This is a genomic window from Pseudomonas sp. NPDC089395, from assembly GCF_044749525.1.
In the GTDB taxonomy this organism is placed as follows: Bacteria; Pseudomonadota; Gammaproteobacteria; order Pseudomonadales; family Pseudomonadaceae; genus Aquipseudomonas.
Genome location: NZ_JBIVID010000010.1, coordinates 112,439 through 129,033, shown reverse-complemented (window position 1 = coordinate 129,033; position 16,595 = coordinate 112,439). Strand labels below are relative to the sequence as shown.

The following is a 16,595-nucleotide window of genomic DNA, read 5'->3' as shown; positions in this document are numbered from 1 at the left end:
AAGCGCTTGGCTTAAGCAATCACTGGCCCTTTCGCCGGCTTGCCAGCGAAAGGGCCGCAAAGCGGCCCCAGCTACCTCACGCCCCACGCCGCTCTTCAGCCAGGCAAGCCGCCGCAGTGAACAGCACATCGGTCGAGGAATTCAGCGCCGTTTCCGCCGAATCCTGCAGCACGCCGATGATGAAGCCCACCGCCACCACCTGCATGGCAATCTCGCTGGGAATACCGAACAGGCTGCACGCCAATGGAATCAACAACAGCGAACCGCCGGCCACGCCCGAGGCGCCGCAGGCGCAGATCGCCGCGACCAGGCTGAGCAACACGGCGGTCGGCAGGTCGACCGCAATACCCAGCGTGTGCACCGCCGCCAGGGTCAGCACGGTGATGGTGATCGCCGCGCCGGCCATGTTGATGGTCGCACCCAGCGGAATCGACACCGAGTAGGTGTCTTCGTGCAGGCCCAGGCGCGCCGACAGCGCCAGGTTGACCGGGATGTTGGCAGCCGAGCTGCGGGTGAAGAATGCCGTGATGCCGCTCTCGCGCAGGCACAGCAAGGTCAGCGGGTAGGGGTTGCGGCGAATCTTCCAGAACACGATCAGCGGGTTCATCACCAGCGCCACGAACAGCATGCAGCCGATCAGTACCGCCAGCAGGTGCAGGTAGCCGAGCAGGGCGCTCAGGCCCGACTGGGCGAGGGTGGAGCTGACCAGGCCGAAGATACCCAGGGGCGCGAAGCGGATCACCACGCGCACGATCAGGGTCACGCCGTTGGACAGGTCCTCGACCACGGTACGGGTGGTCTCGCCTGCATGGCGCAGGGCCACGCCCAGGCCGATGGCCCAGGTCAGGATGCCGATGAAGTTGGCCTTGAGCAGGGCATTGATCGGGTTGTCCACGGCGCTCAGCAGCAGGTTCTGCATCACTTCCATGATGCCGCCGGGTGCGCTCAGCGAAGCCTCGCCGGTGCTAAGGACCAGTTGCGAGGGGAACAGCATGCTGGCGACTACGGCCACCACGGCGGCCGAGAAGGTGCCCAGCAGGTAGAGCCAGAGGATCGGCCGAATATGGGTTTCCTGCCCGTGACGGTGGTTGGCGATCGAGGCCATGACCAGGATGAACACCAGCACCGGCGCGACCGCCTTGAGGGCGCTGACGAATACCTTGCCAAGGAAGCCCAGGTCGCGGGCGATGGCCGGTGCCAGCAAGGCCAGGGCGATGCCGGCGACCAGGCCGATGACGATCTGGGTCACCAGGCTGGTGCGGTTGAGGAGGCGGAAGACGGGGGTCATGTGCAGCACTGTCTCGGTATCTTTAAAGGGCGCGACTTTACCACAGTCAGTTCGGGCCCTATCGCCGGCGAGCCGGCTCCCACACGATCACCCCTGACTTTGAGCTCAGTGGGGTACCAGTGGGAGCCGGCTTGCCGGCGATAGGGCCCACCGATTTCACCAATGAAACAACTCCCGCCGCGCCCCTTCGGTAATCGCCAGGATCCCAGGATGCTTCACCTTGCGCTCCACCGAAATAGCATAGAACGACTCCAGCACCGCGTCCGTCTGCCCGACCAGTTCGACCCCATATTGCCGGCACACTTCCTCGGCAATCACGCTGGGCGCCACGAAAATCCCGCTGCCGGACTGCCCGAACGCCTGCATCAGGGCGCTGTCGTCGAACTCGCCAATGATCCGTGGTTGCACGTGCTGCTCGCCCAGCCAGCGCAGCAGGCGGCTGCGTACCACGGTCTCCTGGCCAGGAATCAGTAACGGTGCATCCTGCAAGCAGGCGGGGAAGGTGCCGGCATGGCGCTGCGCCAATGCCGGGGTGGCGAAAAAGCTCAGGCCGCATTCGCCGAGCTTCTGGCTGTAGCCTTTGATATCCAGGTGGCTGGGCATCGGACTGTCGGAAATCACCAGGTCCAGGCGCTGGATCGCAAGGTCCGCCAGCAAGCGCTCGAGCTTGTCCTCGCGGCAGTTGATACGCAGCACCTCGTCCAGCTCCATGGTCGGCGCCAGCAGGCGGTAGACGATCGACTTGGGCACCACGTCGGCCACCCCGACGCGAAACAGGATCTGCTCCTGCGGGCCGGCCCGCAGCATGGCTTCCAGTTCGCCACCCAACTGGAACATCTGCTCGGCATAGACCAAGGCCTGGCGACCGGTTTCGGTCAACTCCAGCTGCCGGCCCACTCGCTGGAACAGCTCAAGGCCATAGGTTTGTTCCAGCAGGCTGATCTGGCCGCTGATGGTCTGCGGTGTCAAATTCAACTGCTCGCTGGCACGGGCAATGCTCCCGGTTTTAGCTACAGCCCAGAAGTAGTGGAGCTGACGGTAATTGAGCATGTGATTCCCGATTCGTAAAAACCGAAGTATACACGCTGAAAAAACGAATTTTCCTGATGTATCGCGGACTTTAGAATGCGACCCCATCAGGCGCGGTGCGCGCCGCAGGGATATCGACAAGCGAGGACTTCATGTTGCAACTCAAATCCATCGGTACACCGCTGGTGCTAGCCTTGGCACTGGTGAGCGTGGCTGGCTGCGACCAGGCTGAGAAATCTGCCCAGCAGATGCTTGACCAGGCGGCCAAGTCGGCCAAGCAGGCCATCGATGACACCAACAAGGCGGCCCAGGAAGCACTGAGCGACGCCATCGGCAGCGAAGGGCAGAAGCCCAAGGACGCCGACCCGCAAGAAAAGACCCAGGACATCTGATCCAGAACCGTTTGCAGGATTGAAACATGGAATATTTGCTGGAACTCGCCGCAAGCCCTACCGCCTGGGTCGCCCTCGCCACGCTGGTGGCCATGGAAGTGGTACTGGGTATCGATAACCTGATCTTCATCTCGATCCTGACCAACAAGCTGCCCGTGGAGTACCGCTCCAAGGCGCGGCGTATCGGTATCAGCATGGCCCTGGTGATGCGCCTGGCACTGCTCAGCACGGTAGCCTGGATCGTGCAGTTGACCGACCCGGTGTTCGAAGTGTTCGGTAACGCCTTCTCCTGGAAGGACGTGATCCTGATCGCCGGTGGTCTGTTCCTGCTGTGGAAGGCGACCAAGGAAATTCACGAAAACGTCGACCCGCACGGGGCCAAGGAGGAGGCCAAGGTGTCGTCCACGGTCACCCTGGGCTTTGCTGCGGCGATCTTCCAGATCCTGCTGCTGGACATCGTGTTCTCGGTCGACAGCATCATCACCGCCGTGGGCATGACCGAGCACCTGCCGATCATGATCATCGCCGTGATCACCGCCGTTATCGTGATGATGGTGGCCGCCGACCCACTGGCCAACTTCATCAACGACAACCCGACGGTGGTCATGCTGGCCCTGGGCTTCCTGATCATGATCGGCATGACGCTGATTGCCGAAGGTTTCGGTGCCCATGTGCCGAAGGGCTATGTGTATGCGGCGATGGCGTTCTCGACGGTGATCGAAATGCTCAACATCCTGGCACGCCGGGCACGGCTCAAGCGTGAGGCGGCCGAAGGCTGATACCGGACTCGGGGGCGCGCTGCGCCCCTTTCGCCGGCAAGCCGGCTCCCACAGGCACCCCACTGCATTTGAAATCAGTGGAGTACCTGTGGGAGCCGGCTTGCCGGCGAAGGGCTTTAAAGAATTCGAAGCTCAATGCACCCCGGCATGCCGCCGTGCTGCCTGTGGCTTGGTCGGGGCCTGCGGTGGCAGGTGGTGCTGCGAATGACGCCGAACGATACGCATTACACCCCACAGCATGGCGGCTGCGACGCTCAGCCACATACCCACCAGCATGAGGATTGCCATTGTCAGGCTCATGTGTACCTCCTTCTCTCGGGCCAGCCCACGGCTCGCCCTCCAGACACAGCCTTAGTCTAGCTTGCCGGCCTGGACGTTCCATTGACCGAACGTCTGCTGCTTGGTCCGATTCGCTACTAGCCCGCTGCGGGCTATACCGGCGCAGCGCGGCGCCCTATGATCCGTAACCAGAGCTGGGCTGCCTGCCTGGCCCAAGAACAAGCGAGCGTTCATGGAGCACCATTCCTTCAAACCCTGGCTCAGCGGCCCACGTCGACTGCTGTTGGCCTGTCTGGTGGCCGGTAGCCTGGCCGGTTGTGCCAGTACCCCACCGGCCGCACTCAAGGGCCTGCCGCAGCGGGTCGAGATCAGCAGCGTGCCGTTCTACCGCGGCAATGCCAACCACAGCGGTGCCATGGCGTTGGCAGCATTGCTCTCGCAGCAGGGGGCGCCGATCACTCCGGGGCTGCTGGACAAGCCATTGAACCTGCCCCAGGGTGCCGAGTCACTGGCTACCGGTATTCCTCGCGTCGCGCGGGAGTACGGCATGGTGGTCTACCCACTCGATCAACGGCTGGATGCCTTGCTGATCCAGGTGGCGGCGGGCAACCCGGTGCTGCTGCGCTACCAGGACGGTACGGCGTTGTGGAGCGAGCCGCGCTATGCGCTGCTGATCGGCTATGACAGCTACAAGCAGCGGGTCCTGCTGCGCTCAGGCATGCATCGGCGGCAGTTGATGGCCTTCGATGACTTTGCCTCGGCTTGGGAGAAGGAGGGGAGTTGGGCCGTGCTGGTGCAACCGCCGCGGCAATTGCCGGCGCAGGTGGACCGCCAGCGCTGGCTGCAGGCTGCCGACGAACTGGCTCGGGCAGGGCAGGAGATTGCGGCGAAGCAGGCGGTGAGCAGCCTGGGTAAGTAGCGGGGGTATTGATGGCCCTATCGCCGGCAAGCCGGCTCCCACAAGGTGCCCCGCAGCCCTTGAGAGTGGCGGGGTAACTGGGGGAGCCGGCTTGCCGGCGATCAGGCCATGGCCTGGATCAGAAGCCCAGACGGTCGCGCAGGCTGTAGTACCAGGCACCCAGGGCGCTGAACGGAACACGCAGCATCTGGCCACCCGGGAACGGGTAGTGCGGCAGACCGGCGAAGGCGTCGAAACGCTCGGCCTGGCCACGCAGCGCCTCGGCCAGCACCTTGCCCGCCAGGTGGGTGTAGGTCACGCCGTGACCCGAGCAACCCTGCGAGTAGTAGATGTTGTCGCCGATACGGCCTACTTGCGGCAGGCGCGACAGGGTCAGCAGGAAGTTGCCGGTCCAGGCGTAGTCGATCTTGACGTTCTTCAGCTGCGGGAAGGCCTTGAGCATCTTCGGGCGAATGATCGCTTCGATGTTGGCCGGGTCGCGGGCACCGTAGACCACGCCACCGCCGAAGATCAGGCGCTTGTCGCTGGTCAGGCGGTAGTAGTCGAGCAGGTAGTTGCAGTCTTCGACACAGTAGTCCTGCGGCAGCAGGGTGCGGGCCAGTTCTTCGCCCAGCGGCTCGGTGGTGATCACCTGGGTGCCGCATGGCATCGACTTGGCGGCCAGTTCTGGCACCAGGTTGCCCAAGTAGGCGTTGCCGGCGACGATGACGAACTTGGCGCGTACCTTGCCCTGCGGGGTGTGCACGACGGGGTTGGCGCCACGCTCGATGCGTACGGCCGGGGTCTGCTCATAGATGATGCCGCCCAGCGACTCGACCGCGGCGGCTTCGCCCAGGGCCAGGTTCAGTGGGTGGATGTGGCCGCCGCTCATGTCCAGCATGCCGCCGATGTAGCTGTCGCAGGCGACCACTTCGCGGATGCGCTTCTGGTCCATCAGTTCCAACTGGGTGTGGCCGAAGCGTTCCCACAGGCGTTTTTGCGATTCCAGGTGGCCCATCTGCTTGCTGGTCAGCGCGGCGAATACGCCACCGTCCTTCAGGTCGCACTGGATGTTGTACTTGGCCACCCGCTCACGGATGATGCGGCCGCCTTCGAAGGCCATGTGGCCCAGCAGTTGTGCCTCTTTGGGGCCAACGGTGCGTTCGATGACGTCGATGTCACGGCTGTAGCTGTTGACGATCTGGCCACCGTTGCGGCCCGACGCGCCAAAACCGACCTTGGCGGCTTCGACGATGCTCACCTTGAAGCCGTTCTCCAGCAGGAACAGCGCGCTGGAAAGGCCGGTGTAGCCGGCACCGATGATGCACACATCGGTTTCCACCTCACCCTGCAGCGCCGGACGTGGCGGCACCGGGTTAGCCGAGGCGGCGTAGTAGGACTGGGGGTAGGGGGTATTGGACATGCTCGAGAAACCTCGTGTTTTATATTTTTAACGAATGTACCGATGCTATCAATAATAATAAACACCCGCTAGTCGTCCCGTTAAAAATCCTTTACTGGGTGCTTGCCATGGCTTCCTTATAAAGAGTTTAAGATTCAGTGAGTTAGCGCGAAAAAAAGTGTTGACAGCGGTTTGAGAATCCGTAGAATGCGCACCACACGACAGGCACATAGCTCAGTTGGTTAGAGCACCACCTTGACATGGTGGGGGTCGTTGGTTCGAGTCCAATTGTGCCTACCAAACAAAAGCCCCGGTTCTCCGGGCACGAGAAGGGCGAGCCGCAAGGGTCGCCCTTTTTTGTTTTCAATTTTCCCCTCCTTCAAACCGCCCACCTGCTCACGTCGACGTACGGTCGCGTGAGAGGCGCGGCGATTTCTCACGGTCAGCGACTAACTCTCGGTGACCGGGCGCTGGAGTGTGGCAGCCTGGGGGCGGATGACCATCAGGATGATCACCGCTGCGAGCAGGTACAGGCCCATCACCAGGTACATGCTGTGGTCAGTATCCCCGCTGGCGGTGTTGAGGGCGCTGGTGAGCGAAGGGCTGACAGCTCCGCCGATATTGCCGATGCTGCTCACCAGCGCGATACCGACCGCCAGGGAGGCCTTGGGCAGGTATTCGGACACCATTGTGAAGAAGATCGGTGGCACCGCGGCGATTCCCAACACCGTCAGGCACAGGCCTGCCAGCGAAAGGCCCAGTTGCCCTTGTGCCAGGATCAGCACGGCCAGGCCACTGGCCGCCGTCAATGCGCCAGCGGTGAAGTGCCAGCGCCGTTCGCGGTTGCGGTCGGAGCTGCGGCAGATCAGGACGATGCCCAGCATTGCGCAAAGCTGCGGCAGCGATGCGTAAAGGCCAATGTGAAACAGGTCCGAGACGCCCCAGCTCCTGATCAAGGTCGGTGTCCAGAAGACGATGGCGTAAGTGCCCGCCACCATCAGCAGATAGGCCAGGGAGAGCATCCAGACCTTGGGGTCGCGCAACAGGTCGAGCAGCGAGCCGTGATCGGCCTTGGTGGCAGACTGGCGTTCGGCATCGAACAAACCCCGCAGTCGCGCTTTTTCCTGCTCGCTGAGCCAGGCGGCGTGCTCGGGGCGATCCACCAGGCAGAACCAGGCAAGCAGGCCCAGAAGCGGTGCGGGCAAGCCCTGCACCAGAAACAGCCACTGCCAGCCATGCCAGTCATTGAGCCCATCGAAGAACTTCATGATCCCACCCGACAAAGGGCCTGCAATCATGCTCGCAGCAATGGCACCGAGCATGAAGATGGCGATCATCCGGGCACGCCTGGCGGGCGGGTACCAGTAGGTGAGGTAAAGCAGCACACCCGGCATGAAGCCGGCTTCGAACGCCCCCAGCAGAAAGCGCAGCACGTAGAACTGGGTGGGTGACTGCACGAGCATCATCAGCATGGCCACCGTCCCCCAGCAGACCATGATGCGCAGCAGTGTCCGACGCACCCCGATCCTTTCCAGCATGAGGTTGCTGGGGATCTCGAACAGCAGATAGCCGATGAAGAAGATTCCCGCGCCCAATGCATAAACGGCGTCGCTGAACTCTAGGGTCTGTTTCATCTGCAACTGGGCATAGCCCACGTTGATCCGGTCGAGAAAGGCCACGACGTAGGCCGCCAGCAGCAGCGGCATGATGCGCCAACTGATCTTGAGGTACATCCGGTTGTCGTTCGGGGACGCTGTCTGGGTCATGCCGGGCTCCTGATTGTGCTTGTTGTTTTAAGGGCCAGCCGCGGTCTATCGGGCACAAGCGCGAGGCACTTGCCCGTCCGCACCTTGCCTGGGCGGATTGATGCTGCAGGTCGAAACGGTGGGCGTCCCCTCCCCAAACGGAGGGGACGAGGAAGGTGCATGGGGTGGCATCCCGGGGCGGCGGCGCCAACCCCTCCCGTTAGTAGAGGCGAGGGTCAGGTATCGGCGTGTCTACCTTGCCAGCTGCAATCAACTGCAATTGCCGGCACGGCAACAGGAGGAGTGGATGAAAGTAATGACAGCGGTAAAACGCGTGGTCGATTTCAACGTCAAGGTGCGCGTAAAGGCCGATAACTCCGGCGTCGACCTTGCCAATGTGAAAATGGCCCTCAACCCTTTCTGCGAAATTGCCGTTGAGGAGGCCGTACGGCTGAAGGAGCAAGGCATTGCCACTGAGGTGGTGGTAGTGAGCGTCGGCCCAGCCGGCGTCCAGGAGCAGCTGCGTACCGCGCTGGCCCTGGGGGCTGATCGCGCCATCCTGGTCGAAGCCGCCGATGAGCTGAACGCCCTGGCCGTGGCCAAGGCGCTCAAGGCCGTGGTCGATAAAGAGCAGCCGCAGCTGGTCATTCTCGGCAAGCAGGCCATCGACAGTGACAACAACCAGACCGGCCAGATGCTGGCCGCGCTGACCGGCTTCGCCCAAGGCACCTTCGCCTCCAGGGTCGAAGTCGCTGGCGGCACGCTGAACGTCACACGTGAAATCGATGGCGGCCTGCAGACCGTCGCGCTGAACCTGCCGGCGATCGTCACCACCGACCTGCGCCTGAACGAGCCGCGCTACGCGTCGCTACCGAACATCATGAAGGCCAAGAAGAAGCCGCTGGAGACTGTGACGGCAGAGGCGCTGGGGGTATCGCTCGCTTCCACCAACAAGACCCTGAAAGTCCAAGCGCCAGCTGCACGCAGCGCGGGTATCAAGGTCAAGTCGGTGGCCGAACTGGTCGAGAAACTGAAGAACGAAGCAAAGGTGATCTGAATGACTGTCCTGGTTGTCGCTGACCTTCTACAAGGTCCTGAAGTCGGTGCCATCGCCCCGGCCACCCTGAACACTGTCGCCGCGGCCGCCAAGATCGGCGGTGATATTCACCTGCTGGTCGCCGGCCAGAACGTCGCAGGCATCGCCGAGTCCGCCACCAGGATCGCTGGTGTGGCCAAGGTGCTGGTCGCAGACAACGCAGCCTACGCCCACGCCCTGCCAGAGAATGTCGCGCCACTGGTAACTGCCCTGGTTTCCCAGAGCGGGGAAAAGGGCTACAGCCATGTGCTGGCCCCGGCTACCAGCAATGGCAAGAACATCCTGCCGCGCGTTGCCGCGCTATTGGACGTCGACCAGATCTCCGAGATCATCTCCGTCGAGTCGGCCGACACCTTCACGCGCCCGATCTATGCCGGCAACGCCATCGCTACGGTGCAGTCCAGCGCTGCGGTCAAGGTCATCACCGTGCGTGCCACCGGTTTTGATGCCGTGGCCGCCGAAGGCGGTACGGCGGTGGTCGAAGCGATCGGTTCGGTATTCGACGCGGGCAAGTCGCGCTTTATCGGCGAGGCGCTGGCCAAGTCCGATCGCCCTGAACTGACCGCTGCCAGGATCGTCGTCTCCGGCGGCCGTGGCATGGGCAACGGTGACAACTTCAAGCACCTTTACAGCCTGGCCGACAAGCTCGATGCCGCTGTCGGGGCTTCCCGCGCCGCCGTCGACGCAGGCTTCGTGCCCAACGACATGCAGGTCGGCCAGACCGGCAAGATCGTTGCGCCGCAGCTGTACATCGCCGTCGGGATCTCCGGCGCGATCCAGCACCTGGCCGGGATGAAGGACTCCAAGGTGATCGTCGCGATCAACAAGGACGAGGAGGCGCCGATCTTCCAGGTGGCCGACTACGGCCTGGTGGCTGATCTGTTCGAAGCCGTGCCGGAACTGGCGAGCCAGATGTAAGCGGACCTGTCCTGGCGCGGTACCGCGCCAGGCAGGCTCCGGCCGTCATGGCGTGACCAGAAGTGTCTCCAGCGCCTGGCGCAAATGGGCTGGCAGCGACAAGGGGCGGCGTGTCGAGCGGTCCACATAGACGTGCACGAAGTGGCCCTGCGCAGACGCCTCCTGGCGGTCGTTGGCGAACAGGCCGACTTCGTAGGTCACGCTGGAGGTGCCCAGGTGTGTCACCCGCAGGCCGGCACGCACCAGGTCCGGGAAGGCAATGGACGAGAAGTAGCTGCAGCGGGTTTCCACTACCAGGCCGATCGTCGGGCTCTGGACGAAGTCCAGCAGTTCGTTTTCCAGCAGCCAGCCATTCACGACGGTGTCGAACCAGCTGTAGTAGACGACGTTGTTGACGTGCGCGTAGACATCGTTATCCATCCAGCGGGTGGTGATGTCGCGAAAGTAACGGTACGCGCTGCGCTCGCTCGGTAAAGCTCTGCCCATGGGTTCAGGCCTCCTGTCTGGTGGGGATGGTGCGTATCACTTTTGCTCGATGTCTGCGCACGCTGGTTCGCGACGGTCCTCCGGCCAGAGGACCTTGATGGCCTCCCCATCGAGTCGGTAGGTGTGGCAAGTGTCGACCAGTGGGGACCGTGGCAGCGGCCGACCACTGGCCAGGCGTGCGCGCAGCGGGTTGTACTTGCGCGCCAGGGCGAAGTTCGCCTGATAGGCCGTGGTGGCCATGGGGCCGAACATTTCCGTCAGGTGGGTGCAGCCGTGGATGCCGCCTACCTTGGCCTTTACCTTGGGCAGGAACCCTGGCCCGATGCGCAGTTGCTCCAACGCCTGGTAGGCCGATGCGATTTCCTGGCAGTACGGCGTGGGGCCGGCGAGGGTGCGTGCCTGGACATGCTGGATGACCAGGTCGCGGTCGAGGGTCAGGGTGATCTGCATGTGATGGATGTCGTCGCCGGCGTGGGCGGCGCGAAACAGCAGGTCAGTGTCCTCGGGGGTGATATCGCGCATTTCACCCTCCACCTCGAGCATGCCGTCATCGCGAAGGTAGGCTGTACAGGTGACATGGCGGGTATGGAGTAGCGTGCGAGGCTGGCTCATGGCGGATGTCCCGTGCAAAGAATCAGGACTCGCAGCTTAGAGTGGGGGCGGCCTGAAGCCGCCCCCCACTTCGGGAGGGTAACGGGTTCAGTCGATCAGTTTGTGGTTGCGGGCCCAGACCATGGCGTCATAGCGGCTGGAAACGCCGAGCTTGGCGAAGATGTTGCGCAGGTTCCACTTCACCGTTTCCAGGGTAATGTCCAGGGTATGGGCAATGCGTTTGCTCGACATGGCCTGGGCGACCAGGCTGAGGATTTCCAACTCACGCGGGGTCAGCACCGGCTGCCGGTCGGGCGTTGCCGTGCGGCGCGGCCGGGGTGAAACGGCCGTGGGCGAGCAGGGGTCGGTGAGCTTGCCGAGCACCATCTCCACGTACTCGCGCAGGGGCGCTTCCAAGGTGGGCTGCTGGGCCAGGCGCGAGAGCAGCGCCAGGGTCAGGCTACCTTCGTCCAGCAGGGTTCGCACCAGGCCGAACTCCCGTGCGGTGTCGAGGGTGCGGGTGAGCAGCTGCAGGGCTTCATCATGGCGCTTGAGTGCCTCCAGAAGGTCGGCGCTCAACAGACCGGCGAGTATGCCGAGGCGGCCCCGGTCGAAACGTTCGGCGAAGCTGCGTACGGCCTGCAGCGCTTCCAGGGCTCGCTCGGGGTCTTCATGGCGCAGCACCCGCGCGCGCGCCAGTGCCGCAATGGCCGGCAACTCTGCACGGGCACCGTGCTCGCGGCGATGGGTCTGTACCAGTTCCTCCAGCGCAGACAGTAGTTCGGCGGTGCGGCTACGGTTGCCCTTGATCAACAGGACCCTGATCTGCTCGCCCAGCAGGTGGGCCACCGGGCGGATTTGCCCCAGGCAACGTAGATGTGCGATCTGTTGCTGAATGAAGGCCAATGCAGCGTCAGGGCCTTTCTGCAGCAGGTCGAGCCGGCAACGGATGAGATTGGTGCGGGTGATGACATCCGGGACCGATGAATGCAGCAGGCCGAAACGATTGGCGATCATCTCCCGCGCGTCGTCGATACGGTCTTGCTCATAGAACGCGTCGGTGAGGATACCCGCGCACAGGTTGGCGCAAATCGAGCGATGGCCACCCTCGCGGGTCGAGCGCTCAAGCAGTTCACAGCCCAGTCGCTCGGCTTCGCGAACATCCCCGGCCAGCATGTAGGCGGTTACCTGGGCGGACTCTGCCACCAGGGCCATGTCGTTGCTGCGGTCTTGCGGTGGGATAGGGTGAGTGTCGAACAGGCGCCGGGCATCGGCGTAGCGCCCCGCCATGGAGTACGCGACGGTCAGCGCGGCCAGCAGCACATAGCGCAGGAAGGGGTTTTCCATCGGCGCGTCACGCACCGGCTCCAGCAGTTGCACCGCGCGCTCGGTGTCATCGTCCTGCACGGCGATGGCGCCGCGGATAAGCGGCAGACCATTGGCCAGTTCCGGGTACGCCTTGAGGTCGACGGCTTCCAGCTCGCTCAACCAGGCTCTGGCCCGCGCCGGGCGCGAAGTGAGGGACACCGTCAGGCAGGCCAGGAACAACAGGCGGTGATGACGGAACAGCACCTCTTCGGGCAACCGTTCGAGCAGGCGCAGGGTCGGTGCGAGGTAATCCAGGTTCCAGGTGGTTGGCGCGGAACGTTCGATCACCTGGGTGGCAAATTCGAGATCTTCACCGAGGCTGGCGTGACGCACGGCTTCGGTCAGGCAGTTGTGGTTGGCGAACCAACGGGCGCCTTTGCGATGCAGCTCGCGGACCTTTTCGCTGCCCTGGCGTGCCAGACGGTTGGCGAGGAATTCGCTGAACAACGGATGGAAGCGGTACCAGGCCAGCCGGTCATCGGCGTCCACCGGGTAGACCAGCAGGTTCTCGTCCTCCATGCGCTTGACCAGCTCGGCCGCGTCGGCGTTGCCGGTCACGGCCTTGGCCATCGAGGCGTTGAAGCGGCGAAAGACCGAAAGCGCTTCGGTGAACGTCACAAGCTCCGCTGGCAGGTGCGCCACCACCTCTTCGCTCAGGTAGGTCTGCAGGTCACTGGAGCGCCAGACCAGGTCGTGGAGAATGGTGCGGGTTTCGGGGCGGTTCTTGAGCATGATGACGATCAGCTGCAGGCACGATGGCCAGCCGTTGGTCAGGTCCTGGATCAGGCTCAGCTCGTCAGGGTTGACCTTGTGGGTGCCCAGGTTCTCTTCGATGAAGGTGCGCGTTTCGGCGAGGTCGAAGGGCAGCTCCACGCTCTCGATCTCGGTCACCTGGTCCATGACCCTGAGCCGTGACAGGCTCAGCGGCGGGTTGACCCGCGAGGCGAGCACCAGGTGCAGGTTGCCGGGGCAATGATCGAGCAGTTTCTGGATCAGCCTGTGGGCCAGCGGTGCCTCGACCTGATGGTAATCATCGAGGATCAGATAGAGTTCCTTTGCCTGCATCGCGGCGCCATCGACGATGGCCGCCACGGTAGCGTCCATGGCACTGGCGTTGCTGTCGTCGCGCAACAGGCTGATGCCCACTTCGATGTTCAGGCGCCGCAGGCCTTCCAGCAGCGCCGCGCAGAAGGCGGCGTAGCCTTTTTCGTCCGGCGTCAGGGAAACCCAGGCGACTTCCGCACCTGCCTTCAGCCGCGCATGACGCCACTGGGCCAGCAGGGTGGTCTTGCCATAGCCTGCGGCGCCGGTGATCAGCGCCAGCCGGCAGTGATGCATGCGGCCGAGCTGTACCAGCAGATTATTGCGGGGTACATGCTTGGTGCCGATGCGGGGGGGCGAAAACTTGGTGGAAACCAAGTGTCTAGCGCTATTTATTGTCAATTTATTATCCGCGGTAGCCATTTCGAACGACGGCTCAGGTCGCCGGCGACGCTAGCTAATCTTGCCCACCCCCGTCAAGCAGGTACGTTCGTGCCTGTTTCTCCGCCTGTCGGCGAGCCGCATCCATCCGCTGCCGGTCGCCTCCCCCCGCAAAGGGAGGGACGGACGACCGGTCTTGTTTCCTAAGATCCCCGAACATTTTCAATGGACGCTAAACGGGGAACCCTCATGAATCTGAAAGGCAAAGTCGTCGTCGTTACCGGCGCGGCGTCGGGGCTTGGGCTTGCCACGTGCCGGGCACTGAGCGACGCGGGGGCGCGGGTGGTGGGGTTGGACCTGGACCAGGCGCGCCTCGACTCGGCCCTGGGCGGCGAGATCCTGGGCATCGCCGTCGACGTCGCCAATGAGGCCAGCGTGAAAGCCGGCATCGACCAGGTGATGGAGCGCTTCGGTGCACTCCACGTGGCGGTCAATTGCGCGGGGATCCTCGGGCCGAGCAAAACCCTCTCCAAAGGACAGTTGTTCCCCTCCGACCTGTGGCACCGCGTATTGGCCGTCAACCTCACCGGTACCTTCAACGTGATCCGTCACGCCGCCCTGGCGATGACCGCCAACGAACCGGAAGAGTCCGGGGAGCGGGGCGTCATCGTCAACACCGCCTCTGGCGCCGCGCGGGAAGGGCAGATGGGACAGGCCGCCTACAGCGCCAGCAAGGCCGGGGTCATCGGCATGACGCTGCCCATCGCACGCGATCTGGCCGAGCACGGCATCCGGGTGCTCAGTCTGGCCCCGGGGCTGTTCGAGTCGGGCATGTCGGCAGGCATGCCGGCCAAAGTGTCCGAAAGCATCGTCAACAGCCTGCTGTTTCCCCGGCGCATGGGGCAGCCGCAGGAATTCGCCGCGCTGGTCCGTCACGTGGTGGAAAACCCTTATCTCAATGCCCTGACCCTGGACATCCAGTGCGGCATGCGTTGATCGAGGGCCGATATCCCGCAAAGGGGTAGGGGGGGCTCCCCCTTCAAGAAGGGGGGGGAGAACACACGGGGCCTGCTGGCACCCTTTGGTCACTTGATCACTGATTGAGGTGCTGCGAACCAGGTGGAGGTCGGCACCTGGTTCTGGTTCAACCGAGGTGGAGAGACACCCAGATGAATAACAAGAATAAATTGAGTCACTGTCGTCCAGCCAACACCCATGCACTGCGCGCTACAGCCTTCAGCTTGTGCGCGATCGCCTGCGGCGGCGCCAATGCCGTCGAGATCGACACCGGCAACAGCGACATCCAGCTGCGCTGGGACAACACCTTGCGCTACAACCTCGGCATGCGGACCGAAGGCCAGGATGCGGCGATCCTCGCCAACCCGAACAACGACGATGGCGACCGCAACTTCGACAAGCACCGCCTGGTCAACAACCGTGTCGACATCCTCACCGAGTCCGACATCATCTACAAAGGCAAGTACGGTGCCCGTGCCAGCGCCGCATTGTGGTATGACGCGGCGTATGCCGGCGGCCTGGACAACGACAGCGTCGCCACGTCCAACCATTTGTCATCCTCCGGTACGCCGGCGCTGGGCCTGAGTCGCTACGCCGATCGCTATTACCAGGGGCCATCCGGGGAATGGATGGACGCTTTCGTCTTTGGCGAATACGACCTTGGCGACATGCCCCTCAAGGCGCGTCTGGGCCGGCACACGGTGAACTGGGGCGAGTCCCTGTTGGGCGCCGGCGCCATCCACGGTATCGCCTACGGCCAGGCACCGCTGGACCAGGGCAAGGCGCTGGCCCTGCCAGGGATCGAGGCCAAGGAGCTGTACCTGCCGCGCAACCAGCTGTCCCTGCAGTTGCAGGCCACCCCGGAGCTGTCTTTCGCCGCCCAGTACTTCTTCGAATGGCGTCCCTCGCGCTTGCCGGAAGCCGGGACCTACCTCGGGCTCGCTGACATCTACCAGCAGGGCGGTGAATCCTTCATCCTCAGCCCGACACTGCGCGCCATCCATGGCGATGATATCGAGCCGAAGGAGTCTGGCGACTGGGGCGTCATGGCGCGCTGGAGCCCGGAGTGGCTGGATGGAACCCTGGGCTTCTATGTGCGCCAGTTCTCCGACACCTTGCCGCAGGTCATCCTGCTGGCCAATGCACGCCCGCAGTACTTCCTCAACTATGCCGATGACATCGACATGTACGGCATCAGCCTGTCGAAGCAGATCGCCGGCATCAGCGTGGGTGCAGACCTCAACTATCGCCACAACATGCCGCTGGTCAGCTCCGCTGCGCGGGTAAGGACGGCGGCAGAGTTGCCGGACGATGGCGATGTGCTCGGTGCCCGCGGCGACACCCTGCATGGCGTGCTGAACGCCATCGGCACGGTCAGCCCCACCGCGTTGTTCGACAGCGCCAGCTGGTCCGCCGAACTCACCTGGAGCCGCTGGGTGTCGGTCAATTCCGACCCGCTCAACCTGTTCAAGGGGTCGTCTGCCTACAAGGCTGTCCCAAGCAATATCGACGAAGTCTCCCGCGATGCCTATGGCATGGCCGTCAACTTCACGCCGGTCTGGTACCAGGTCTTCGCGGGGGGCGACCTGTCGATGCCGCTGAGCTACTCGCAGGGCCTGTCGGGTAACTCCGCGGTGTCCTCCGGTGGCAACAAGGACGCGGGCAGCTACGCGGTCGGCATCGCGCTGGACCTCTACAGCCGCTATCGCTTCGACCTCAAGTACGTCGACTACTTCGGCGACTACTCGACCTCCGCCAACGGCGCAGCCCTGACCCCTAGCGGCAGCCAGGCGCTGCTGGAGGATCGCGGTGCCGTGTATTTCACCTTCAAGACCACGCTCTGAGCGGTGACCACCGCCGTTACCGGTCTGTGAAGGGGAACCCC

15 protein-coding genes and 1 tRNA gene are annotated in these 16,595 nt (G+C 63.5%); 8 read left to right on the top strand and 8 right to left on the bottom strand.

The features are described 5' to 3' along the window. Positions 1 to 76: 76 nt before the first annotated feature. Together sstT and nhaR are read right to left on the bottom strand one after the other, a co-directional pair. Positions 77 to 1,288: a serine/threonine transporter SstT gene (gene sstT / locus ACIPZG_RS20985; RefSeq protein ID WP_400642517.1), complete on the bottom strand. Its 1,212-nt coding sequence runs from the start codon at positions 1,286 to 1,288 to the stop codon at positions 77 to 79. A 156-nt stretch (positions 1,289 to 1,444) separates the two neighbouring features. Then, the gene (gene nhaR, locus ACIPZG_RS20980) at positions 1,445 to 2,338 is read right to left on the bottom strand and encodes a transcriptional activator NhaR (protein ID WP_400716559.1); all 894 of its coding nucleotides are present in this window, start codon (positions 2,336 to 2,338) and stop codon (positions 1,445 to 1,447) included. Between the two features lie 131 nt (positions 2,339 to 2,469). Between nhaR and ACIPZG_RS20975 the strand changes: the two genes are divergently transcribed. After that, positions 2,470 to 2,709 (top strand): hypothetical protein, encoded by a 240-nt coding sequence (locus tag ACIPZG_RS20975; RefSeq protein ID WP_400716557.1) that lies wholly within the window; start codon positions 2,470 to 2,472, stop codon positions 2,707 to 2,709. Positions 2,710 to 2,735: 26 nt separating this feature from the next. Then, complete coding sequence (locus ACIPZG_RS20970) at positions 2,736 to 3,488, top strand: TerC family protein (protein WP_008094003.1); 753 nt, start codon at positions 2,736 to 2,738, stop codon at positions 3,486 to 3,488. A gap of 132 nt (positions 3,489 to 3,620) precedes the next feature. Here ACIPZG_RS20970 and ACIPZG_RS20965 read toward each other — a convergent pair whose 3' ends face one another. Then, positions 3,621 to 3,788, bottom strand: coding sequence for a hypothetical protein (locus ACIPZG_RS20965; protein ID WP_400642520.1), 168 nt, complete (start codon positions 3,786 to 3,788; stop codon positions 3,621 to 3,623). A 211-nt stretch (positions 3,789 to 3,999) separates the two neighbouring features. Between ACIPZG_RS20965 and ACIPZG_RS20960 the strand changes: the two genes are divergently transcribed. After that, complete coding sequence (locus ACIPZG_RS20960) at positions 4,000 to 4,686, top strand: peptidase C39 family protein (protein ID WP_400716555.1); 687 nt, start codon at positions 4,000 to 4,002, stop codon at positions 4,684 to 4,686. A gap of 118 nt (positions 4,687 to 4,804) precedes the next feature. On the opposite strand, the gene ACIPZG_RS20955 is transcribed toward ACIPZG_RS20960, so the two are convergent. After that, on the bottom strand, positions 4,805 to 6,088 hold the full coding sequence (locus tag ACIPZG_RS20955) for an FAD-binding oxidoreductase (protein ID WP_008094009.1): 1,284 nt from the start codon (positions 6,086 to 6,088) through the stop codon (positions 4,805 to 4,807). Between the two features lie 202 nt (positions 6,089 to 6,290). Between ACIPZG_RS20955 and ACIPZG_RS20950 the strand changes: the two genes are divergently transcribed. Next, positions 6,291 to 6,367 (top strand) — tRNA-Val (locus ACIPZG_RS20950). A gap of 149 nt (positions 6,368 to 6,516) precedes the next feature. On the opposite strand, the gene ACIPZG_RS20945 is transcribed toward ACIPZG_RS20950, so the two are convergent. Further along, positions 6,517 to 7,833: an MFS transporter gene (locus ACIPZG_RS20945; RefSeq protein ID WP_400716553.1), complete on the bottom strand. Its 1,317-nt coding sequence runs from the start codon at positions 7,831 to 7,833 to the stop codon at positions 6,517 to 6,519. A 286-nt stretch (positions 7,834 to 8,119) separates the two neighbouring features. Between ACIPZG_RS20945 and ACIPZG_RS20940 the strand changes: the two genes are divergently transcribed. Together ACIPZG_RS20940 and ACIPZG_RS20935 are read left to right on the top strand one after the other, a co-directional pair. After that, the gene (locus tag ACIPZG_RS20940) at positions 8,120 to 8,869 is read left to right on the top strand and encodes an electron transfer flavoprotein subunit beta/FixA family protein (protein WP_400716551.1); all 750 of its coding nucleotides are present in this window, start codon (positions 8,120 to 8,122) and stop codon (positions 8,867 to 8,869) included. Beyond that, on the top strand, positions 8,870 to 9,826 hold the full coding sequence (locus ACIPZG_RS20935) for an electron transfer flavoprotein subunit alpha/FixB family protein (protein WP_400716549.1): 957 nt from the start codon (positions 8,870 to 8,872) through the stop codon (positions 9,824 to 9,826). A 45-nt stretch (positions 9,827 to 9,871) separates the two neighbouring features. On the opposite strand, the gene ACIPZG_RS20930 is transcribed toward ACIPZG_RS20935, so the two are convergent. The 3 genes from ACIPZG_RS20930 to ACIPZG_RS20920 form a co-directional block, all read right to left on the bottom strand. Further along, positions 9,872 to 10,312: a thioesterase family protein gene (locus ACIPZG_RS20930; RefSeq protein ID WP_008094017.1), complete on the bottom strand. Its 441-nt coding sequence runs from the start codon at positions 10,310 to 10,312 to the stop codon at positions 9,872 to 9,874. A 36-nt stretch (positions 10,313 to 10,348) separates the two neighbouring features. Then, a complete protein-coding gene (locus ACIPZG_RS20925) occupies positions 10,349 to 10,924 on the bottom strand; it encodes a DUF2889 domain-containing protein (RefSeq protein WP_400716547.1) in 576 nt (191 codons plus the stop codon). An 87-nt stretch (positions 10,925 to 11,011) separates the two neighbouring features. Then, on the bottom strand, positions 11,012 to 13,609 hold the full coding sequence (locus ACIPZG_RS20920; RefSeq protein ID WP_400716545.1) for a LuxR C-terminal-related transcriptional regulator: 2,598 nt from the start codon (positions 13,607 to 13,609) through the stop codon (positions 11,012 to 11,014). Between the two features lie 333 nt (positions 13,610 to 13,942). Between ACIPZG_RS20920 and ACIPZG_RS20915 the strand changes: the two genes are divergently transcribed. Then, positions 13,943 to 14,689 (top strand): SDR family NAD(P)-dependent oxidoreductase, encoded by a 747-nt coding sequence (locus ACIPZG_RS20915; RefSeq protein ID WP_400716543.1) that lies wholly within the window; start codon positions 13,943 to 13,945, stop codon positions 14,687 to 14,689. 173 nt (positions 14,690 to 14,862) lie between these two features. Further along, positions 14,863 to 16,554, top strand: a complete 1,692-nt coding sequence (locus tag ACIPZG_RS20910) for a DUF1302 domain-containing protein (RefSeq protein WP_400716541.1) — start codon at positions 14,863 to 14,865, stop codon at positions 16,552 to 16,554. The last annotated feature ends 41 nt before the right edge of the window (positions 16,555 to 16,595 follow it).